Genomic DNA, 21,543 nt, shown 5'->3' with positions numbered 1-21,543 from the left:
ACTGCATAATCGTATCGATTATTGAGCAGCAGCTTCAGAAGCAGCAGCAGCAGCGTCTACAGCAGCATCAGCAGCGTCAGTTGCAGCAGCAGCAGCAGTGTCAGCAGCATCTACAGCAGCTTCAGCGCCAGAAGCAACTTCTACAGCAGCAGCGTCAGCAGCAGCTTCAGCTTCAGATGCAGCTACAACAGCTTCAGATGCAGCAGCGTTAGCGTCAGCAGCAGCTTCTTCAGTTTTTTTAGCACAACCAACGAAAGCTAAAGTAGTAGCAACTGCAGCAGCAATAGCGATTTTTTTGAATAACATGGCATCACTCTCTAAAATATGAGATTAAAAAAAACCGACGTTAGTCTGTTGTATGCTTTTATTATTCCTAAATTTTGTTAGGCACTAACAACGCAGGCGCAGTCTAACTGGTCTGCGAATATGCTATCACTGCGCTTTTTGAATTGCTACTAGGTTGATTGAAAAAAAGGCAAAAAAACGCGAAAAATACGTGCTTTTTTAACAGAAAATAACAATTAATTTGGCATTTTAGATTGGAGAGTTGCACGGTAACTGGCTAAAAACTAAAAGGTTTTTACTAAATATTTTTTTATAATCATTTACTTAAAAATAAGTTTACATATACCGCGTGCAATTGTGTCTTTATGTAAATTTTGTCAACCAAATAAAAAAGCCATCGTTTTAAGATGACTTTTTTAGGTGTTCTAATATTTATAGCCGTTTAATTGGCTGCTTTACGTTTCATTTGATCAAAGAAGTCGTCATTAGTTTTGGTTTCTTTCATGCGATCAAGCAAGAATTCCATTGCTGCCAATTCATCTTGAGTGTGTAACAATTTACGCAAAATCCAAACTTTACGCAAATTATCTTCACTCATTAAGCGCTCTTCACGACGTGTACCTGATTTTTTGATGTTCATGGCAGGGAAAACACGTTTTTCTGCAATACGACGGTCTAAGGTAATCTCTTGGTTGCCTGTACCTTTAAACTCTTCGTAAATCACTTCATCCATTTTACTGCCAGTTTCAATCAGTGCAGTTGAAATAATGGTTAGAGAACCACCTTCTTCAATATTACGTGCAGCACCAAAGAAGCGTTTTGGACGTTCTAAAGCGTGCGCATCAACACCACCTGTTAAAACCTTGCCTGAAGAAGGTACGACAGTGTTGTAGGCGCGTGCCAAACGGGTAATCGAATCCAGTAAAATCACCACGTCTTTTTTATGTTCAACTAAACGCTTGGCTTTTTCAATGACCATTTCTGCAACTTGAACGTGACGAGCAGGTGACTCATCAAATGTTGATGCAATCACTTCACCGCGCACGGTGCGTTCCATTTCAGTCACTTCTTCAGGGCGTTCATCAATGAGAAGTACAATCAAGAACACTTCTGGGTTGTTACGAACAATCGACTGAGCGATGTTTTGTAGCAACATGGTTTTACCCGCTTTAGGCGGAGCCACAATAATTGAACGCTGACCTTTACCAATTGGCGCAACCAAATCTACCACACGTGCAGTTAAGTCTTCAGTTGTTCCATTACCTAACTCCATCACCAACTGTTCTGTTGGGAAAAGCGGGGTTAAGTTTTCAAATAAGATTTTATTACGTGAATTTTCAGGGGTGTCATAGTTAATTTGATTGACTTTGAGCAAAGCAAAATAACGTTCGCCTTCTTTTGGTGGACGAATCGTACCTGTAATGGTGTCACCCGTGCGCAGGTTAAAGCGACGAATTTGCGAAGGGCTGACATAAATATCATCTGGGCCAGCAAGGTATGAACCTGCAGCTGAGCGTAAGAAACCAAAACCATCAGAGAGAATTTCTAGAACGCCATCACCAAAAATCTCTTCACCATTCATGGCATGGCGCTTTAAGATGGCAAAAATAATGTCTTGCTTGCGGTTACGCGCCATTCCTTCAAGGCCCATAAACTCGGCAATCTTGATGAGTTCGCCAATCGGTTTTTTCTTGAGTTCGGTTAAATTCATAGAGGTTCTGATAGAATTAAAATTCTGGGGTACAGGTTAGAGAGGGAGCAACATTTAGCCGCATTCATACAATAAAATGAAAGCAATTGTATTTGCACAATAACGATTCAGAGCACTGATTCATTGTTTGATTGAAAAATGTGAAAAACAATTTCTGTTGCCGAGCGGCATTTTTGTGTTGTGTCTTTTCAGAAAGAGGATGAAAGATCCTGCGTTTCCTGAGCATGCAATATAAGAGAGAAACGTCTACTTGTCAATTTGTAGGCAAAAAAAATACGCCAATGCGTGGCGTATTTTTTTTCATCATCTCTATAAATAGACGATGGATCAATCGACTTAGATATTTTCGTCAATAAACGCAGTCAATTTAGATTTAGGTGCTGCACCGACTTGCTGTGCAACCACTTCACCATTTTTGAACATCAATAATGCTGGAATATTACGGATGTTGTAGTTCACTGCAGTTTGTTCGCAAGAGGTTACATCAACTTTTACAATTTTAACTTTGCCTTGGTATTCGTCTGCAAGTACTTCAAGTACAGGTGCAATTGCTTTACATGGCGCACACCAGCCAGCCCAGAAGTCAACCAATACAGGAGTATCCGATTGAAGAACATCTGCTTCGAAGTTTGCATCAGTGGTGTTTACGATGTTGCCAGACATGGATTACGCTCCAAATAATTTTTAAGATAGCTTTAGTTAGTATTACATAGCCATCTTGAACAAAGTAGGGGAATCTGTGGATTTTCCATTCAAAATACAAATTTGTCTAATTGATCGTGACGATAACGCTAAACGAAAATGCTAATTCTGTAACACAATTGTCATATATGCAGAAAATTTAAATAGTCGTCAAATTGTGCTGATAAATGGCTTTTAAATTAGGTGTATGTGAATTACTCTAGGCACAATTCTGTCTAGGTTTGTTTGAAGAATGTCTGATTTTTTAATTGATGAAGAGTTACTCGCAGCCATCGATATGGGGTCGAATAGTTTTCACTTGGCAATTGCACGGGTGGATCATGGTGAAGTAAAAAAAGTGGCATCAATGTCAGAAAAAGTACAGTTGGCCGCAGGTTTAGATGAAAATAAGAATTTGACCGAAGCTGCTCAACAACGTGGTTTGGCATGTTTGGCGCGTTTTGTAGGACGTTTAACTGCGGTGCAGTCAAATCGTTTGCGTATTGTGGCAACCAACGCATTGCGTCAGGCCAAAAATGGACATGAATTTATTCAAAAAGCCGCAGAAATTTTGCCTAAACCTATTGAAATTATTGCAGGGCGTGAAGAAGCCCGTTTAATTTATTTAGGCGTATCGCACACGATGGCAAATAGTGGTCGTCGTTTGGTAATTGACATTGGCGGTGGTTCGACAGAGTTGATTATTGGCGAAGAATTTGAGCCAATTCATACCGAATCTTTACAAATGGGCTGTGTGGCCTATACCAAAGCCTATTTTGCCGATGGTGAAATTAGCAAGAGCAGTTTTGAAAAAGCAGTGGTTGCAGCGCGTAAAGAACTGTATTCGATTGCCAATACTTATAAAGAAGCAGGTTGGGATACCGTTGCAGGTTCGAGCGGTACCATTAAAGCCTGTCGTCAAATTACGGTAAATATGGGCTGGAGCAATGAGCAGGAAAATCTGACTCGTGAAGGTTTAGAAAAACTCAAAGACCGTTTGCTCAAGTTTAAACACGTATCAGAAATGGAATTTGATGGTCTAAAAGAAGACCGTCGAGCAGTTTTGCCAGCAGGTTTGGCAATTTTATATGCGGTATTTGATGTATTAGATATCGATAAACTGGTGTATTCCGATGGGGCTTTGCGTGAAGGCGTAATGTATGACTTGTTGGGACGTTTCCAGCATGAAGACATTCGTGATCGCAGTGTACAGGCCTTGATGGGGCGTTATAACTCAGACCCGAAACAGGCTGGACGTGTGGTGAAAACTGCGCAACATTTATTTGACAGCGTGGCAGAATCATTAAAATTAAATAACGAAGATAGTGACTTATTGCGTCGTGCTGCGTACCTACATGAAATTGGTTTAGCCATCAGTCACAGCAGTTATCATCGTCACGGTGCATATTTATTGCAACATTCGGACATTCCCGGTTTCTCACAAATTGACCAAAACTATCTCTCGCATTTGGTCGGCAACCATCGTCGAAAGTTGCGCCAAGACGCGAAAACAGAAGCACTGAAAGCGGGTGGCAATAAAATTGTTTACTTAAGTTTGTTGCTTCGCCTTGCAGTTTTGGTCAACGCAAGTCGTAGCGATGCGATGCTTCCTGCCATTGAATTAAGCATCCGCAATGCGCAACAATGGCAGCTCAGCGTGTCGGGTGATGCCAAACAATGGCCATTGCTTGTCGCTGAATTGCACGATGAACAAGTGCAATTCAAGAATTGGGACATTGAATTGAATATTCAGTCGGAACAATTTGTCGATTAAGATTTGGTTAATTTAGGGATAACAGTCGACTTATGAAAAAAGCTGCTCAATCTAAAGCATGGAAAACCGTGCAAATTGCACGTCATCCTGAACGTCCGCAATTTCTAGACTATGTGGGTGAAATTTTCACTGAATTTGATGCCTTACATGGCGATCGTTTATTTGGTGATGATGGTGCAATGATCGGTGGATTGGCACGCTTTGATGGTCAGCCTGTCATGGTGATAGGTCAACATCGTGGTCGCAGTACCCGCGAAAAATTACAACACAACTTCGGGATGTGTAATCCAGAAGGCTACCGTAAGGCACAGCGTCTTATGGATATGGCAGAGCGTTTTAATCTGCCAGTTTTCACTTTTGTTGATACCATGGGTGCATACCCAGGTGTAGGTGCAGAGGAACGTGGTCAGGCAGAAGCGATTGCGACCAGCTTGGCACAACTGTCGAACTTAAAAGTACCTGTAATTGCTACAGTATTGGGCGAAGGTGGTTCAGGCGGTGCGTTGGGTATTGGTGTGGCTGACCGTGTGGTGATGTTGTCACACAGTATTTACTCTGTTATTTCGCCAGAAGGCTGTGCGTCTATTCTGTGGAAAACTGCAGAAAAAGCCGAACAAGCCAGTGAAGCATTGGCATTGACTGCAGAAAAACTGCAAAAGATTGGTATTGTAGAATACGTGGTTGATGAAGGTGAGGGTGCGCATTTAAACCCTGAACAAGTCATGCACAGTCTGAAAAATGTGTTAAAAGAAGCTTTGGATGAATTGCAAGCGATGGATGCAACACAACGATGCGAAGAACGTTACCAGCGTTTAATGAAGTTTGGCAGCGACAATTTAGGTCTAGCGTCTTAAGCCAATTACAGGCTTTTTCTGCACAGACAAAATTTTTAATCGGATGTAGTGGCGGCATGGATTCCATGCTGCTACTGCATCTTTTGTCGTTTTTGTGCCCTGAAAAAGTACGCGCGATTTATATTGATCACCAATTGCAAAGTCCAAGCGCAGCGTGGGGCACATTGGTGCAAGCCACCTGCCAAAATTTAAATGTGCCGTGTGTGCTGCAAAAAGTCAGTGTGTCTGAGGGTAATTTAGAAAATCAGGCACGTCAGGCGCGTTATCAGGCCTATATGCAGCACTTAGATAGCAACGAAGTTCTAGTATTGGCGCATCATCAGCAAGATCAGGCAGAAACCGTATTGCTGCGTTTGTTTTCAGGCGCAGGTGTGCAAGGACTTGCTGCCATGCAAGCTGTCGATGTGCGTGATGACATCAGTATTTGGCGTCCGTTATTGGATATTTCGCGTGAGCAGATTTGCCAATGGAGTGCTGAATTAAAGCTCGATTATGTGCAAGACCCAAGCAATCAGGATGTGCATTATGACCGAGCTTGGGCAAGAGAAATATTGTGGCCTGTCGTGCAACAGCGTTTTCCTAAAATGCAGCAAGCTGTGACGCGTACTGCAAACTTGATGCAAGATACTGAAAACATTTTGGCAGAAGTTTTGGCGCAGGATTTAGCTGCATGTGGCACAGACTCGCAGTTGAATTTAATTCAGTTACAACAATTGTCTTTGCCACGACAACGTCAGCTATTATCGGCATGGATGAAAGGACAAGCGCAATATCGTCCAAGTTTTGATATGGTCGAGCGTTTGCAGCGAGAAGTGATTCAGGCCAAAGCTGATGCGCAAGCGGCGTTACATTGTCAGGATTATTATTATCTGCGTTATCAGCAACAATTATTTCGTTTGCCTAAAGCAGAGTATTTAGCTGAGGAACATTTTGAAGCGGTAGAGCAGGATTTATTGTTGCAGGCAGATCAGCCTTTTCAGCTTTGGTCGGGTTGTTATCAATTGCAGCCAGCAAAAGTTGGTTTATGTTCAAGTTTATTAAATAAAACCCTGACTTTACGCCCACGTTTGGGGGGCGAAAAAATCCATTTATATGGGCGGGTAGGGGCTTGGCCGCTGAAAAAAGCCATTCAGGAAGCACAAATTTTTCCGTGGACACGTCATACAATTCAAATATTAAGCCTAGATAATGTTATGCTAGGCGTCTTTAGCCCCAAAGGCTTTTGGCTTGCACAGTCGGACTATTGTGTCGCAGATGGATGGCAACCGAATTTAGTCTCTTAACGAATAAAGAACTCAACGAAGAGCGTGGATCATGAGTGCAGTATTGAATTGTAATATTAGTTTTATTGGCGGTGGCAACATGGCGCAGGCTTTAATTGGCGGTTTGATTGCCAGAGGTTTACCGCCAACACGTATTACAGTTTCAGACCCTGTAGAGCAAGTACGTCAGCTTCTGCAAGAAAAAGATGTACATGTGACTGACGATAATCTAGCTGCGATTGCAGAAGCTGATATTGTGGTTTTTGCGGTAAAACCACAAGTTTTGGCACAGGTGTTACGTCCATTACAGGGGCAATTTGCAGATAAATTAGTGATCTCGATTGTTGCAGGTGCAGAAATTGCCACGATTTCTGAGTTATTACGTACAGAACGTGTAGTGCGGGTAATGCCAAATACGCCTGCTTTGGTGCAAACAGGTGCACATGGTTTGTATGCAACCGAACAGGTCAATAGCACTGACCGTGAATTGGCAAGTCAGGTTTTGGCAGCGACAGGTTTAACTATTTGGGTAAACTCTGAGGCGCAAATTGATGCTGTGACTGCAGTATCTGGTTCAGGGCCAGCATATTTCTTCTATTTGATGGAAAGTATGATTCGTGCAGGCAAGAACTTAGGTTTAGATGAAAAAGTGGCGACAGCACTGACGTTACAAACTGCTTTGGGTGCAGCACAAATGGCAATTACCAGCTCGAATACACCTGCAGAATTACGCAAAAATGTAACTTCACCAAATGGCACGACCCAAGCGGCAATTGAAGTGTTTGATCATGCGCAAATTTCACAAAATATTCAGGCGGCATTGGCTGCTGCTAAAACGCGTAGTCAAGAATTAGCGCAAGAGTTGAGTGATAGTATTTAATTATTGAAAAACAATGAATTTAAATTTTAGGAAAGTTTAAGTATGGGTGCAAATTCTGCGCTAATTTTTGGCATTATCATTAACGTAGCGATTTTGCTCGTATTCTTCCGTTTCTTAATGCAATTGGCAGCGGTGAGTCCTTATAACCCTGTGGTGCTTTCAACCATTAAAGCCACCAAAATTGTAGATGTATTTGGACGTATTTTTCCAACGGTTGGCAAAGGTCGAGTTAACTCTGCAGCCTTGGCTTTGTTGGTGGTGTTGTATCTACTCAAAATTTTTGGTGTTATGTATCTCAATGGTGCGATGCCGAATAGTCCAATTCACTTACTGATTCTGACTTTTGTGACCATGATTCAGGATTTAATCCGTTTCTGTCGTTATTTGATTTTTGCCACCATTATTTTGAGTTGGGTGGTGATGTTTACTCAATCTCGTGGCCCGTATATTGAGGTGATTCAAGAGTTGGCAGAGCCGTTATTAGCACCATTTCGTCGTTTATTGCCGAACATGGGCATGATTGATTTGTCGCCAATTATTGCATTTTTGGCTTTATATGTCGCTGAAATTATTATGAATCAGGTAGCGATTGTATTGCTGACTGGCTTATAAGTCGCATTATCCTAAAACATTAAAAAGGACTCAAATCGAGTCCTTTTTTTGTAGTTTAAGTTTGGGCTGACGACCTTAATGAGTCTTCAGAAATACAAATAACCTGCATCCTGACCTCCTTCTAGGCGAAGGAAGGTGCTGAAAAAAGAGAGCGCAACGACTTTAGTGCGCTTCATCCCAGTTATTGCCTTTTCCGACTTCCACCACCAATGGTACAGAAATTTCCACCACAGATTGCATGACTTCTGCCAACTTCGGCGCGAGCTCATCTGCCGCATCTGCATCGACTTCAAATACCAATTCATCGTGTACTTGCAGCAACATTTTGGCTTGCGCTTGCGGTAACATTTTGTCGACTTCAATCATCGCCATTTTAATAATATCAGCTGCAGAGCCTTGTAATGGCGCGTTAATTGCCGCACGTTCTGCCGCTTTACGTACCATCATATTACGTGCAGCAATATCTGGCGTATAGAGGCGACGACCTAAAATAGTTTCTACAAAACCTTGTTCTAGCGCGACTTGGCGGGTACGTTGCATATATTCATAAATGCCCGGATAACGCTGGAAGTATTGCTTGATGTAGTTTTGTGATTCTTCACGGGTAAACCCAAGCTGACGAATTAAGCCAAATTCCGACATGCCGTAGAGCAGACCGAAGTTTACAGCTTTGGCCTGACGACGCTGATCTGAGGTTACGTCTTCTAAGGCAATACCCAAGACTTCTGCCGCAGTACGGCGGTGCACGTCTTGTCCATGGTTAAAGGCATCGAGTAGGGCATCATCTTGTGAAAAATGTGCCATTAAACGCAATTCGATTTGCGAGTAGTCGGCTGCCAACAACACGCGACCTTCAGGTGCGACAAAGGCTTTACGAATTTGACGACCAATTTCAGTACGAATTGGAATGTTTTGTAAGTTTGGATCAGTAGAAGATAAACGCCCTGTTGCAGTCAAAGCTTGGTGATAACTGGTATGCACTCGATGCGTATCGTTGTTGGCTTGCTTCAGTAAGCCATCGGTATAGGTGCTTTTGAGTTTAGATAAACCACGGTAGTCTAAAATTAAACTACTGATCGGATGCTCAATTTTTTCCAAAACACTTTCACTGGTACTGTATTGACCTGTTGCGGTTTTCTTGCCGCCTTTGAGTCCGAGTTTATCAAACAGGATTTCGCCCACTTGTTTCGGTGAGCTGACATTAAAGTTTTCACCTGCCAATTCTACAATTTGGTTTTCCAAATCTTGCATGGTTTGGGAAAAATCGACACCCAATTGATCTAAAAATTTCAGATCAAGCTGAATGCCATTTTCTTCCATACTGGTCAGCACACGCGCCACAGGCATTTCGATGTTGTGCAAAATATTGACCAATTCAGGATGCTTTTGTAGCTTCGCAGACAGCACTTCATATAAACGATACGTAACATGCGCATCTTCTGCAGCGTAGTGCGCAGCCGTTTCAATTTCAATTTGATTGAAAGTTTTTTGCTTGACGCCTTTGCCTGCAATTTGCTCATAAGATGTGGTCAGGTGGCTTAAATATAAGCGTGCCACATCATCCATGCCGTGACGGGTTGCGACAGAGTTAAGCACATAAGATGCCAACATGGTATCGAAATACCAACCTTGTAAATGAATACCGTGATTTTCAAGCACATGCGCATCATATTTTAAATGATGCCCAATTTTATCCACCGCATTATTTTCTAAAATAGGTTTGATTTGTGCCAAAACCTGATCACGGTTGAGCTGCTGTGGTGCGCCCTCATAATCATGCGCCAAAGGTACGTAATAGGCATCTTTGGCATCGAACGCGATAGAAAAACCAACAATTTCTGCAACGCGATAATCCAGACTGGTGGTTTCTGTATCAAAGGCAAAACGCTGTGCAGTTTGCAAGCGTTGCAGCAAAGCATCCCAATGCGCCTGATCTAAAATGGTGTGGTATGTTGCTGCACCGAGTTGATCATCAACACTGCTTTGCGTGGCTTGATCTTCAGTTTCAATTTCATTGGCTGTCGGTGCGGCGACTGTTTTTGCAGCTTGTTGATAATTGCTGTTATTTGGGTTATTTGGATGATCGAGCGATTGTAATTGATTACGGAATTCTAGCTCGGTATATAAATTGCGTAAGGCTTCAACATTAGGGTCTTGTAGTTTTAGATCGGCATAACCAAAGTTCAGATCAAGGTCACAAACAATGCTGGCGAGTTGATGATCTAGCGCGATGCCATCGGCATTGTCTTTAATATTTTGTCCGACTTTGCCTTTAATATGATCGACATTTTCTAAAATCGCACCAATCGAGCCATATTCGGCCAGTAGTTTTGCAGCAGTTTTGGCGCCAATGCCGGGCACGCCCATAATACCATCAGAAGCATCACCCATGAGGGTCAGATAATCAATAATTTGATGCGGCCATACGCCAAACTTGTCAAATACAGCCTGAATATCCATTGGCTTTTCTTTGAAGCTGTCTTCAAGGGTAACTTTTTCAGTCACCAACTGCGCCATGTCTTTATCGCCCGTAGAAATCAGTACTTGCTGTCCTTCGGCTTCGGCACGTTTGGCTAAAGTTCCAATAATATCATCGGCTTCTGCGCCTGGTAGCATGTAAAGTGGAATACCCAAAGCACGAATTAAAGCATGTAAGTATGGAATTTGCTGAGAAAGTTCCTCAGGCATACTTGGGCGGTCACCTTTATAAATTGGCGATAGTTCGTGACGGAAAGTCGGCTCAGGCGTATCAAAAATTACCGCCATGTGAGTAGGCTGAGTACGACGCATCAACTTTTGAATCGCAGAGATCGCGCCACGAATAGCATTGGTATGTAAACCAGTTGACGTGGTTAATGGTGGTAGTGCGTGAAAGGCACGAAATAGAAAATATGAGCCATCGACCAAGACAAATGGTGGCATGGATTGATTCCTTCTGCAAATAAGCAGTTTATTGTACGTGATTTTTGCAGTTGTCGCAGAAACTGATTTTTAAGGCAAGTGTTGCAGACGCACAGTTACCGAATTGCTGATGAATCCTGATTCAGAATCGTGCTGTCTGTTGTATGATCGGAGCCATGACAATATCAATAAAATGAAGAGCAATGCAGACAGAGCAGAATGAAATTCGAATCATTTGGTTCATGCTATTAATCATAATTTCAATTGGCGCATGGTGGCTCGGTGTGCCGATGCTGAGTTATATCTGTGCAGTTGCTGCGGTGGTCAGCGTGATGTTTTTTGTGGGACGAGTGCAGAACTCACTGGAACAGGTTGTGGATGCACAGTCACAAGTACAACGCCAAAGCTCTAAAACTCCTTTATATATCGCGGCTTTGATTGCTTTTTTAGGGATATTGCTGGATTGGTATTTACTGGCATCGATTGCTTTAAGTGCATGGTTTTTTATGTTGCTGCGATGGTTGCAGCGTTTGGAGCAAGGACTGTATCAATTACAGCAATTACAAAGTGCTGCTAAGCTTCAGGCGCATGCTCAAAAGAGCTATCCCCAAAAGACCAATGCTCAAGAGAGAAAGACTCAAACGCAATTCGCAGAGCATATTTTAGCCAACACATCTGAAGTTGGTGCAAGTCTTTCATCAGTTAAGGCAAATGTGGATGATGGTGTTATATCAACCGCTTCTCAACCTGAAACCATCGCTATTCAATCTGATTCCACATTATCGAGCGAGCCGAATTCTGTTCGGGAACAAGCAGCTCAAGTTTCTTATCCATATCCAGATTCATATCAAGACCAAGAACATCCACATCAAGGGCATCTACATCAAGAATATTCAGCTCCAGATTTAGCCAAATCCTCAAGGTCTGCCGCCCCTTTTGCAACAGAGTCAGGTGCATCAAGTAACAGTTTATTGCAACAAGCCCAATCATGGCTGTTGCATGGCAATCCTGTATTAAAAGCAGCAATTGTAGTGTTACTCATAGGCGTGGTGTTACTGCTACGTTTTGCTACTGAACATTGGCAATTTAGTTTGGCAGTGAAACTTTTGTTCGTTGCTGGCGTGAGTGCAGCAGTGACAGTATTCGGTTATCTGTTACGCAACAAAAATCGCAGCTTTGCTTTGGGTGTGCAAGGTTTGGGGTTGGCTGGGCTGTGTCTGACCTTATTTTTTGCCTATTACAATTTGGTCATTCCAAATTTAGCTATCGCCAGTCTGTGTTTTATTGTGGTGATGTTGCTCACGCTCTGGCTGAGTTTAAAACAACAATCAGTCGAACTTGCCCTCATGGCAATGCTGATTGCGTATTTCGCACCGTTTACTTTACCTGTTCGTAATGCAACAGCCATTGAATTTATTGCCTATTATTTGCTGATTAATATTTCGGTTGCCATTTTAAGTAGTTTACGTCCGTGGAAATATTTAAATCAAATTGCGTTTTTAATGACGGTTGTGGTGGGTGGCAGCTATGCCTTTTATCATGGTTATATCTTTGAACGGCAGGTGCTAACGCTTTTAGTTTTGGCGCATGCGGCTATTTTTATTTGGTTGGGTTTTCGCTTTAGTCAGCTTTTGGCACAGGAAGATGTCGCCACGTTTCAGCTGAAACCTATTTTAGACCTTGCCTTGATTTTTGGCGCACCCATTGTCGGTTATGCCTGTTTATATCTGATGTATTTTGAAGAAACAGCAGAGCAGGCAGCCTTTAGTTTGTTATTTGCGGTGGTTTTTGCAGGTTTGTATTGGCTGACCAAACAGCATCGGCAGACACAATTTATTGCACAAAGTTATTTCAGTTTGATGCTGATTTTTAGTGTGTTGATTCCACCTATTTTACTGCCTGAACAATGGAGTGTCATTGGTTGGGCATTACAAGGCGTGGCTGTGTTTATTTTTGCCTTTATTCAATATTCTAAAATTAGCCGTTATTTGGCACTAGGTTTGTTTGCCGTAGCGGGCTTATCTGGGCTGTATTATTTAGTAGAGTTGCCTTATTTCGAGCGCAGTATTTATTGGGTACTGAGCCTAAGTTATGCCACGGTTGTGGTGTTTTCCAACAGCCGTGCAGCTTTCAGACAACAACTGAGCACAGCAACCACGAGCGTACTGTGTTTAATGATGTTGTCTGCAACCAGTTTATGGCTATGGTTAGGTTTAGATTACTTTGATGGAGAACTTGCAACCGTACAGACGCTTTTGGCGGTGGTGGTCATTTATTTACTTATCAACGAAGTACTACTTTCTCGTCAAGCGACATGGTCATGGCTATTGCCCAAATGGTTAGGTCTAACGCCAGTTTCGCTCACTGCAGCAGGTTTATTATTCAGCCGTAGCTATGATGGAGCGGTGCATTGGGTTTCGGGTACTGAACGTCTGCTATTTGCCTTGTTTGCAGGCGTGCTCAGTGTGTTGTGGTTGCGTCCTTTATGGACTGTCCGCAGCGACAAAGAATGGCTGAGTTTAGGACTGTTACCCATTTTGGCGATGGCGAGTTTAACGCTGTTACCACAGCATCCGTATAGCAGCGTGGTGATTTTACCATTGCTCTTTGCGGCGTGGTGTTGGTGGCAACAACCGGATTCAGATTGGCGCAAATTTTGGTATGCGCGTAGCAATTTAATCTTCATGTTGATGTGGATGCTATGTTCACAACTGTTGACTGAACACGCATTTTACGGCTATGTACTGCCTATTTTGAATCCATTTGATTTGGTCAGTATAGCCATGTTGGTGGCTATTTTGTGGATGTTGAATCTGCAACGCAAAACCCATTTAGACCAAGGCCTGGCAGCGGTAATTATGGTCTTGAGTTTACTGTGGCTAAGTAGTTATGTGCTATTACGTGCCTTACATCTGTATTTGGGAACGCCAATCAACCAAATTGCTGTTTGGCAAGATGCCACTGTGCAGCTCAGTTTGACCTTGCTTTGGGTGAGTTTGGCTTGTATCGCCATGTGGATTGCCAGTCTGAAACAATTACGTGCCTTGTGGATTTTAGGCAGCAGTATTTTGGTGATTGTGACCTTAAAATTGGTGCTTTTAGATTTATCTAATATTGGAACTTTAATGCGCGTGCTGTCATTCTTTGCTGCAGGTTTAGGTATGCTACTGATTGCATATATCGCCCCAATTCCTGAGCCAGATCTCGCAAAAAACAACACTTCGCCGTCTTCCAAAGCTTGAGCAGATCCTCAAGTTTAGTTAGAGGCAAAGTGTCGAAGACTGAAACGATTACTTTAAGTCAGGTTCTCGTTTCAGTGCTTGGGCATTGGCATATTGATCAAGTTCTTCATTATTTAAAGGGCGCGATAAAGGATGATCAACAAAACCCATTTTGGGTACAGGAATTTCGATTTGGTTGTCTAGGAAACCATTACGGATACGTTCCTGCATTTCATCACGTACCTTTAAAAAGTTTTCTTGCTGACACCACACCGCAAACAACAATTCAATTGAAGATTCACGGAAAGCTGTAACTGTCACCGCGGGTTTAGGGTCAGACAGCACGAGCGGATATTGATTGGCGACACTGAGCAACACTTCACGCACTTTAATAATATCTTCGTGAAAATTAATCGCGAGGGTAATGGGCACACGTCGGATTGGAAACTTGGACAAGTTATGCACGGGTGCACGAATCAATTGTTCATTGGGTAAACGCACATAAATATTGTCTTGGGTCAGCAATTTAACTGAAAGTAAGTCAATTGAGATCACTTCACCTTCAATGGTGTGTCCGCGAATCAGGGTGATTTGAATGGTATCGCCCACTTCAAAAGAACCTTCGCCAATCAGGAACATACCACTAATTAAATTGGATGCCGAGGTTTGTGAGGCAAAACCCAAAGCCACGGTTAAAATACCCGCTGCACCTAAAAACACGCTGAGTTTAAAGCCTGCTTCTTTCAGGCTCGCCATCACAAACAGCAGGAAAATAAAGTAAAAAATCCCGCGTCGCCAAACTAAGCGTTGATGCGCATTAAAACGTGCGCCAATAGTGCGTACAAAAGTATTGGAAACAAAACGTGCAATTAAGAAACCAATCAAAGACAATACAATTGCGACCAAAATTTCGGTCAGACGATCTGTATTGATACTGGTAAAAATTCCTTTGAGGCTGTTGGTGATTTCTTTGGAAATATTGGAATCTGCCATAACATCCTCTTAGAAAAATGAATCAAACATATTAAATAAAGCACCTGCCGTTTCACGCGGTGGTTGCAAATAGGTCACTTCACCTGCATGTGGCGGGGTGCGATTTTCAATCCGAATTCGTGGCGGGCGGTCTAAACCTTCATGCATCACTTTAATTTGTGAAGTCCATAAACGACCTGTACTTTCGCTGAAAAATAAAGGCAGCGCAGGCACAGGCACATTCATTCGGTCAAAACGCAATTGTTGATTGCTGGTGTTGTGAAATTCAATCGGCGTGACGGCACGAAATGCACGTGGTTTTAATTGATGTAATTCGGTACGGCCATCGACTGCTGTGGCATAGCAAATTTCACCTGTACGATGATTGGGGCCAAACCAAGTATCTTTCGGGCGAATAATCGGCAAATCAAAAATGGGTTCACGTTGACCATCGACAAAGGCAGACATCCACAACGGTGTGCTGATATACAAGGTGCCGCGTTGCCCCGCAGGAATATAAATTGGATCGACAGGTTTAATCACCACTGAACGGTCTGCCAAACGAGGCATGAGCTGTAATTTACTTTGTGTAGATTTGAACATATAGCGTTCAATTTTCACAGGTTGTGGAAAGGCAAATTCAGGATCATCAATGTTATGCCATTGCTGTTCATAATCGTATTGAACCTGCGGGCGATAATATTCCAAACGCCATTCTTGCATACCACGGGTCAAACGTACTAAGAGTGAGCCAAATTGCCACGTTTTAGGACGATTGAGCTCAAACTCATAGTCACCCCACCATTTTAATTTAGCCGAATCAGTTTCTGAAATCTCATGATTTTGTGACAATGGCCTATCCCTTTCTTGATAAATCAGCGAAAACAGACTTCACGCTGTCATACGCTTAGAGTACACTCAAATTAAATTTTTTCATCATTATTATAATCGCTGATGCAAGTACTGAAACAATTACAAATACCGTATAGCTTTGCCAAACGCCATGGGGTGTTAATTCGTTATGAGGGCGATCATGCCTTTATTGTACGTCGTGAAAATACGCCGATGCTTGCCATTCAGGAGGCGCGTCGTTTTTTGGGGCATCCTGCACAGCATCAACTTTGTAGCGATCAGGAATTTCACCAATTATTAAGCAGCAGTTTTGCAGGTGATACAGGCGAGTCGCAGCAAGTCGCTGCGGGATTGGAAGATCACCCTGACTTGCTTAGTTTGGCAGATTCAGTTCCTGAAGCAGAAGACCTGATGGATCAGGAAGATGATGCACCGATTGTACGTTTAATCAATGCTTTACTGTCTGAAGCGATTCGGGTTGGCGCATCGGATATTCATATCGAATCTTTTGAGAAAAAACTGTCAGTCCGTTTGCGGGTCGATGGTCAGTTGCGTGAAATCGTGCAACCGCGCCGTGAACTTGCGCCTTTATTGGTGTCACGTATTAAAGTCATGGCAAAACTGGATATTGCCGAAAAACGTATCCCTCAAGATGGTCGTATTTCGCTCAGACTAGCAGGTCGTGAGGTCGATGTACGTGTGTCAACGCTGCCATCTTCGCATGGTGAGCGGGTGGTAATGCGTTTGCTGGATAAGCAAGCAGGTCGTTTAAACATGACGCACTTGGGGCTGATGCAAAATGATTATGAGCGCTTAAAGCAACTGGTACATCGACCACACGGGATTATTTTGGTTACAGGGCCGACAGGTTCGGGTAAAACTACGACCTTATATGCAGCTTTGTCAGACCTGAATGACGGTTCTAAAAATATTTTGACTGCAGAAGACCCGATTGAATATCAACTTGAAGGGATTGGGCAAACACAGGTCAATACCAAAGTGGATATGACCTTCGCTCGTGCTTTAAAAGCCATGCTGCGCCAAGACCCAGATGTGGTGATGGTGGGGGAGATTCGTGACTTAGAAACCGCCGAAATTGCAGTGCAGGCTTCCTTAACTGGTCACTTGGTACTGTCTACCCTACATACCAATACGGCCATTGGTGCAGTCACCCGTTTAAAAGATATGGGCATCGAGCCGTTCTTGCTGTCAAGTTCATTAATTGGGGTGATCGCGCAGCGTTTAGTGCGCACCTTATGTTCGCACTGCGCCACATGGCATGCTGCAGATGACTTTGAACAAGAACTCTTTAAAAGTGTGACCGATGCAAGCGATTTAAAACTTCCGCAACCGAAAGGCTGTGAACATTGCTCACATACAGGTTTTACTGGGCGGACTGCAATTTATGAAATTGTCCCTGTGGATGAAGCAATGCGCCGTTTGATTCATGGCAATGCCGCGGAATATGAACTGGAAGATTATGCACGACAGCAATCAGGTTCGATTCGTGAAGATGGATTGCGTAAGGTATTGGCAGGTAAAACCACTTTGGAAGAAGTGCTGCGCGTGACCAATGAAGCGGCTGAATAGCTAAAAAGTAAGGTTAAGATAAGAAATACAAAGAGTTGATCACTATATTGTTGATCAACCCTTTTTATTGAAATTCAATTTTAAAATTGCAATAAACGACGATGCTGCATTAACGGCATCGACTCTCGAATTTTGCTTTGTTCATCTAAATCAAAGGGCACTGTAATCAGTTGCGTACCTTCGTCTTGCACCATTGACAATAACTGTCCGCGTGAATTGGCAGCGCCTGAATGTCCCCAAGTCTGACGTTTTTCACCATGCCAACCTTGTTGGGCTGCACCTAAAACCTGACATTGACTGTCCATGCCACGCGCCTGCAAGAGCAATTGCCAATGCATTTGACCTGTGGTGTAAGTAAAAGCCGATGGCGCAGTTAAAATATTGGCGCCTTGCGCACGTAAAGTTAAGGCCAATTCAGGAAAGCGCAAGTCATAACACACCATTAAGCCAATGTTGCCAAACGGTGTTTTCGCCACAACGACTTCAGAGCCGGGTTCAAAAAACTTAGATTCCTGATAACCACCAACAGAGTCACCAACTTGCACATCAAACAAATGAATTTTGTCATAACGTGCTTCAGTTTTTTCTGGGCTAATACATAAACTGACCGTACGCACACGACCATCTGCAATTGTTGAACCATCAGGGCGATATGGGCAGGGCAATGTACCCGCCACAATCCAGATTTGATATTGATGTGCAAGCTGTTCCAAACGCTGTTGAATACTTTCAAACTGTGCCGCGGTTTCGCATTGTTTGCCTGCTGCAAAGCAAACAAAGTTTTCTGGAAAAACGATCAGTTCTGCACCATCGGCTTTACTTTGTTGAATCAATGTTTCAATGATTTTGAAGTTTTCCTCAATATCATTTTGTGAGTTCATTTGAGCAACAGAAAGTAAAGTCATCAAAGCATTCCTGAGTGAAGATCAAGCGTTCTGCTGATTTTGCTCAGCACATTGATCGAGATTATCTTGTTCTTTTTGTAGCTGTTTCACCAAAGGTTCGAACATATTTTGGTTGTTTTCATTCAGCTTCATGAGGGTTTTATGGGCATCTAATACCGTAGTGAGCATATTGCTATGCGTGACGTGTTCTTCTACCAGCTCACGCGTGCAGACAGTTGGGTCACCACAGTAATTTAAAATCACAAACACCTGTCCTAAGCCCATGCTATTGGCGAGCGTAGTAATGTCTGGATTAGTAGATAGCATAACTGCTTGAATGTTATGGATTTGTTTCAGTTTTAAGCCTAGCTTGGCCAATACACCTAAAACTGTACTGTCAATAAATGTAGTTTGGGTTAAATCTACAATTGCACCCACCACATTAGATTGCTGTTCAATTTTACTGAGTAGTTTGTCTAGACTAATACAAGATTGGGCACGCACTTCGCCAAAAAGCTTAAAGATATGCGTTCCATTCAAACTTGCATATTCAACATGACCTGTTGACATATAAATGCCATTTGCAGAGAAGGATTAGATAATTATCCCATAGCGACTATATAGACTCAAGTGGCTTACAGTCGTATATCTTGGGTTGAGAAGTTAACTGGCTGATTTATTGGTTATTTTGTTCGACACAAACTCAAGATCGCAATATCATCTGCTACATGATCGGGGGCTTGGAATGATTGATTTTGCAAGTGAAAGACCAATTGTTCAAACTGTTCATTCAAACCACCACTATAAGGTTCTAACGCACCATCGGAGCAGATAATAAACCGCGCCTGTTTATTTAATACGCACTCAAATTCCTCAACTTCTAAATCTTCAGTCAGTCCCAAAGGAAAACTACTGGTATTTAAAATTTTAGGTGCTTGATTGGGTTCGATAATAATGGCAGGTGGATAATGCCCCGCACTCGACCAACGCAGTTCGTGGGTTTCAATATTTAAAATCCCACTAATCATGGTGATATGCTTTTCAATATTTTCTTGAACCAGCATACCGTTCAGCTTCTTAATCAGTTCGCGTGGTGTTTTGGAGCGACCATGAAATGCAGCCATCCAAGACGTTAGTAAACTACTAGTTACACCATGCCCAGAGACATCGGCTAAATAGAACATGATTTCTTTATCACTGATTTTCCAGTAATCAAACCAATCGCCTGACAAATAAGCCGAAGGCTTAAATAACGTATCTACACGGTAGTTGCACAGTTCGATAGGATTGGGCAGTAATTTTTTTTGTAGTTCAGCAGCTGAAGGTAAGTCGCGGCTGTCTTGATTGCGTTTATATTGTGCGTCTATTTTGCGTAAGGCTTGTGGTGGATTTTCTGGTAAACGACTCCACAACCAACCTGCTAAAGCGCCTTGTTCCCATGCTTGCACCAATGCTGTGCCTTCATCTTCAAAGGCCAATACAATCGTGGGTAAATTCCATTGATGTGTTAAATAATCTTGCACATCGGCAATTGCAATAATGGTTGGGTCATACAAGCTGATGTCATCTATGTGAATCATTTGCACACTAGGAAGTGTGTCGAGCACCTGTTCTAGATATGGAATATCACGTGTGGGTTGAATGAAATACATAGAGTTTTGTGTTGACCCTGAACCTAAACAAAGCGTTACTATAACAATGCCTGAATACTCAAGGAAAGTAAAAACTCACCTTGAGTAAAATGTTTTACAAATTATTCTTTGCTTTCTTCAGGCAGGTTTATTTCTTCTTGATCATCAAAAAGTTCTTCGGTTTCATCATCTACAAACGAAATACTGTCGGCATCGAGTCCTTTCTTTTCCGCAATTTCAAAGTTTTTACGTTGCAAGTAAATATCCCGAATCGCGGCATATTTATCGCCCTGTAATACTTGTTCTACATCCAAGAGTTGCGAGCGTGTATCTAGGCCGCGCATAACTTGCTCCGACCAATATAAACGGTCATTGCCATCTAAAATGTATTTTTGTGGACGCGCCTGACCATCTACAAGTGTGCCAAAACCATCACGGAAAGTACTTGGGCCGTAAAATGGTAACATAACATAAGGCCCTGAAGGGACACCGTAGTAGCCCAAGGTTGTACCAAAATTTTCTTCTTCTGTGTCTAAACCTAAACGACGTGCAGGGTCAGCCATGCCTAAAGTGGTAATCGTATTTAAACTAAAACGACCTAAAGTTTTAGCGGCACGTAAAGGACGACCTTGAATCAATTGGTTAACCGCATTCCATGGTTCACCCAAGTTTTTACGAAATTGACGATATGAACCGCGCACTTCACCAGGGACTTTCTTTGTATATTGAACCGCAAGTGGACGCGCGATATTACGATCTAACATATCGTTGAATGCATAAATCTGACGGTTCAAAGGTTGCAGTGGGTCTTTGACTTCATCGGGTTGTGCAGCATTTGCATTCACTTTTAAATCTTTGGCTTTTACATTTTTTAATTCTTTAAGCGCATTCAAACGACTACTTTTAGTTTCAGAAGATGAATCTGCCGCAATAACTTCAGTAGTTTCTTCTTGAGCAACTTCTTCAGTAGAAGGCATTGTCGCATGTGTTGAGGTGATGAATCCTAAAGAAACAAGGCACACCCAAAGATATTTTTGTTGATACATAAAGAATCCTAGCGCTTAAATCTGAGTAAGCAAAAGCTGTTATATCGCCGATGGGTGTATAGTAACAGTTAATTGAAACGATGTATTAAAGCAAATGTGCTCAAAATGTGTGTAGAAAAAGCAAAAATGAACAAAAAATAAACACCTGATATATTTCTTTTGCAAAAAGTCTTGCAAGGTAAAATATTTGCCCTATAATGCACATCCATCGGCGGTGATGAAGATTAAAACTTCTGATAAAACAATGACTTGGTTAAGAATGATTGAGTTGGGTTTTAGAAAGAAAGTTTAAAATAATTTAAATTACCAGTTGACACTTTAGAAATAAAGCGTAATATAGCCGACCTAGCTTGATGCTGACGAAGCATCGAGAAGATCATTAAGAGA

Annotated in this window: 17 protein-coding genes; 7 read left to right on the top strand and 10 right to left on the bottom strand. The window is 42.4% G+C overall.

All coding sequences use genetic code 11. The features are described 5' to 3' along the window. Positions 1-18: 18 nt before the first annotated feature. The 3 genes from FTT71_RS08285 to trxA form a co-directional block, all read right to left on the bottom strand. Positions 19-306 carry a hypothetical protein gene (locus FTT71_RS08285; protein WP_004975160.1) on the bottom strand — a complete coding sequence of 96 codons (288 nt, stop codon included), beginning with the start codon at positions 304-306 and terminating at the stop codon, positions 19-21. A gap of 421 nt (positions 307-727) precedes the next feature. Further along, positions 728-1,996: a transcription termination factor Rho gene (gene rho, locus FTT71_RS08280; protein WP_004975162.1), complete on the bottom strand. Its 1,269-nt coding sequence runs from the start codon at positions 1,994-1,996 to the stop codon at positions 728-730. A gap of 336 nt (positions 1,997-2,332) precedes the next feature. After that, positions 2,333-2,659, bottom strand: coding sequence for a thioredoxin (gene trxA / locus FTT71_RS08275; protein ID WP_004975164.1), 327 nt, complete (start codon positions 2,657-2,659; stop codon positions 2,333-2,335). 271 nt (positions 2,660-2,930) lie between these two features. Here trxA and ppx point away from each other — a divergent pair, with 271 nt between their 5' ends. The 5 genes from ppx to FTT71_RS08250 are packed head-to-tail and all read left to right on the top strand — an operon-like array spanning position 2,931 to position 8,059. Continuing rightward, the gene (gene ppx / locus FTT71_RS08270; protein ID WP_004975167.1) at positions 2,931-4,451 is read left to right on the top strand and encodes an exopolyphosphatase; all 1,521 of its coding nucleotides are present in this window, start codon (positions 2,931-2,933) and stop codon (positions 4,449-4,451) included. Between the two features lie 32 nt (positions 4,452-4,483). After that, positions 4,484-5,305 carry an acetyl-CoA carboxylase carboxyltransferase subunit alpha gene (locus FTT71_RS08265; protein WP_004975170.1) on the top strand — a complete coding sequence of 274 codons (822 nt, stop codon included), beginning with the start codon at positions 4,484-4,486 and terminating at the stop codon, positions 5,303-5,305. Then, positions 5,242-6,588 carry a tRNA lysidine(34) synthetase TilS gene (gene tilS / locus FTT71_RS08260; protein WP_180160864.1) on the top strand — a complete coding sequence of 449 codons (1,347 nt, stop codon included), beginning with the start codon at positions 5,242-5,244 and terminating at the stop codon, positions 6,586-6,588. Before FTT71_RS08265 ends, tilS begins: the two co-directional genes overlap by 64 nt. Positions 6,589-6,619: 31 nt before the next feature. Further along, on the top strand, positions 6,620-7,447 hold the full coding sequence (gene proC / locus FTT71_RS08255; protein ID WP_180160863.1) for a pyrroline-5-carboxylate reductase: 828 nt from the start codon (positions 6,620-6,622) through the stop codon (positions 7,445-7,447). A 42-nt stretch (positions 7,448-7,489) separates the two neighbouring features. Then, on the top strand, positions 7,490-8,059 hold the full coding sequence (locus tag FTT71_RS08250; protein ID WP_180160862.1) for a YggT family protein: 570 nt from the start codon (positions 7,490-7,492) through the stop codon (positions 8,057-8,059). A 162-nt stretch (positions 8,060-8,221) separates the two neighbouring features. Here FTT71_RS08250 and polA read toward each other — a convergent pair whose 3' ends face one another. Next, positions 8,222-10,981, bottom strand: coding sequence for a DNA polymerase I (gene polA, locus FTT71_RS08245; protein WP_180160861.1), 2,760 nt, complete (start codon positions 10,979-10,981; stop codon positions 8,222-8,224). A 182-nt stretch (positions 10,982-11,163) separates the two neighbouring features. Between polA and FTT71_RS08240 the strand changes: the two genes are divergently transcribed. Continuing rightward, positions 11,164-14,202 (top strand): DUF2339 domain-containing protein, encoded by a 3,039-nt coding sequence (locus FTT71_RS08240; RefSeq protein ID WP_180160860.1) that lies wholly within the window; start codon positions 11,164-11,166, stop codon positions 14,200-14,202. 48 nt (positions 14,203-14,250) lie between these two features. On the opposite strand, the gene FTT71_RS08235 is transcribed toward FTT71_RS08240, so the two are convergent. Then, complete coding sequence (locus FTT71_RS08235; protein ID WP_096902425.1) at positions 14,251-15,174, bottom strand: mechanosensitive ion channel family protein; 924 nt, start codon at positions 15,172-15,174, stop codon at positions 14,251-14,253. 9 nt (positions 15,175-15,183) lie between these two features. Continuing rightward, positions 15,184-16,005, bottom strand: coding sequence for a hypothetical protein (locus tag FTT71_RS08230; protein ID WP_004975182.1), 822 nt, complete (start codon positions 16,003-16,005; stop codon positions 15,184-15,186). Positions 16,006-16,107: 102 nt separating this feature from the next. On the opposite strand from FTT71_RS08230, the gene gspE reads away from it, so the two are divergent. Then, positions 16,108-17,595, top strand: a complete 1,488-nt coding sequence (gene gspE / locus FTT71_RS08225) for a type II secretion system ATPase GspE (RefSeq protein WP_004975184.1) — start codon at positions 16,108-16,110, stop codon at positions 17,593-17,595. An 80-nt stretch (positions 17,596-17,675) separates the two neighbouring features. On the opposite strand, the gene FTT71_RS08220 is transcribed toward gspE, so the two are convergent. From FTT71_RS08220 to FTT71_RS08205, 4 genes are all read right to left on the bottom strand, one after another. Beyond that, positions 17,676-18,500 (bottom strand): carbon-nitrogen hydrolase family protein, encoded by an 825-nt coding sequence (locus FTT71_RS08220; protein WP_004975186.1) that lies wholly within the window; start codon positions 18,498-18,500, stop codon positions 17,676-17,678. 21 nt (positions 18,501-18,521) lie between these two features. Beyond that, the gene (gene gigB, locus FTT71_RS08215) at positions 18,522-19,049 is read right to left on the bottom strand and encodes an anti-anti-sigma factor GigB (protein WP_004975187.1); all 528 of its coding nucleotides are present in this window, start codon (positions 19,047-19,049) and stop codon (positions 18,522-18,524) included. A 113-nt stretch (positions 19,050-19,162) separates the two neighbouring features. Continuing rightward, a complete protein-coding gene (gene gigA / locus FTT71_RS08210) occupies positions 19,163-20,131 on the bottom strand; it encodes an RsbU family protein phosphatase GigA (RefSeq protein WP_096902424.1) in 969 nt (322 codons plus the stop codon). 101 nt (positions 20,132-20,232) lie between these two features. Continuing rightward, positions 20,233-21,156, bottom strand: a complete 924-nt coding sequence (locus FTT71_RS08205; protein WP_180160859.1) for a VacJ family lipoprotein — start codon at positions 21,154-21,156, stop codon at positions 20,233-20,235. Positions 21,157-21,543 lie beyond the last annotated feature (387 nt).

It is taken from the genome of Acinetobacter sp. YH01004 (genome assembly GCF_013420455.1).
Classification (GTDB): domain Bacteria; phylum Pseudomonadota; class Gammaproteobacteria; order Pseudomonadales; family Moraxellaceae; genus Acinetobacter; species Acinetobacter towneri.
The sequence above is the reverse complement of the archived record's forward strand: the minus strand, read 5'-3'. Positions and strand labels throughout refer to the sequence as shown.

Bases quoted from the DNA above. Each gene is read 5' to 3' on its own strand.
- gigB (WP_004975187.1), bottom strand. From the start codon at position 19,049: ATGTCAACAGGTCATGTTGAATATGCAAGTTTGAATGGAACGCATATC.
- gspE (WP_004975184.1), top strand. From the start codon at position 16,108: ATGCAAGTACTGAAACAATTACAAATACCGTATAGCTTTGCCAAACGC.
- FTT71_RS08220 (WP_004975186.1), bottom strand. From the start codon at position 18,500: ATGACTTTACTTTCTGTTGCTCAAATGAACTCACAAAATGATATTGAG.
- rho (WP_004975162.1), bottom strand. From the start codon at position 1,996: ATGAATTTAACCGAACTCAAGAAAAAACCGATTGGCGAACTCATCAAG.
- FTT71_RS08205 (WP_180160859.1), bottom strand. From the start codon at position 21,156: ATGTATCAACAAAAATATCTTTGGGTGTGCCTTGTTTCTTTAGGATTC.
- trxA (WP_004975164.1), bottom strand. From the start codon at position 2,659: ATGTCTGGCAACATCGTAAACACCACTGATGCAAACTTCGAAGCAGAT.
- FTT71_RS08250 (WP_180160862.1), top strand. From the start codon at position 7,490: ATGGGTGCAAATTCTGCGCTAATTTTTGGCATTATCATTAACGTAGCG.
- tilS (WP_180160864.1), top strand. From the start codon at position 5,242: ATGCGAAGAACGTTACCAGCGTTTAATGAAGTTTGGCAGCGACAATTT.
- gigA (WP_096902424.1), bottom strand. From the start codon at position 20,131: ATGTATTTCATTCAACCCACACGTGATATTCCATATCTAGAACAGGTG.
- FTT71_RS08265 (WP_004975170.1), top strand. From the start codon at position 4,484: ATGAAAAAAGCTGCTCAATCTAAAGCATGGAAAACCGTGCAAATTGCA.
- ppx (WP_004975167.1), top strand. From the start codon at position 2,931: ATGTCTGATTTTTTAATTGATGAAGAGTTACTCGCAGCCATCGATATG.
- FTT71_RS08235 (WP_096902425.1), bottom strand. From the start codon at position 15,174: ATGGCAGATTCCAATATTTCCAAAGAAATCACCAACAGCCTCAAAGGA.
- polA (WP_180160861.1), bottom strand. From the start codon at position 10,981: ATGCCACCATTTGTCTTGGTCGATGGCTCATATTTTCTATTTCGTGCC.
- FTT71_RS08240 (WP_180160860.1), top strand. From the start codon at position 11,164: ATGCAGACAGAGCAGAATGAAATTCGAATCATTTGGTTCATGCTATTA.
- FTT71_RS08285 (WP_004975160.1), bottom strand. From the start codon at position 306: ATGTTATTCAAAAAAATCGCTATTGCTGCTGCAGTTGCTACTACTTTA.
- proC (WP_180160863.1), top strand. From the start codon at position 6,620: ATGAGTGCAGTATTGAATTGTAATATTAGTTTTATTGGCGGTGGCAAC.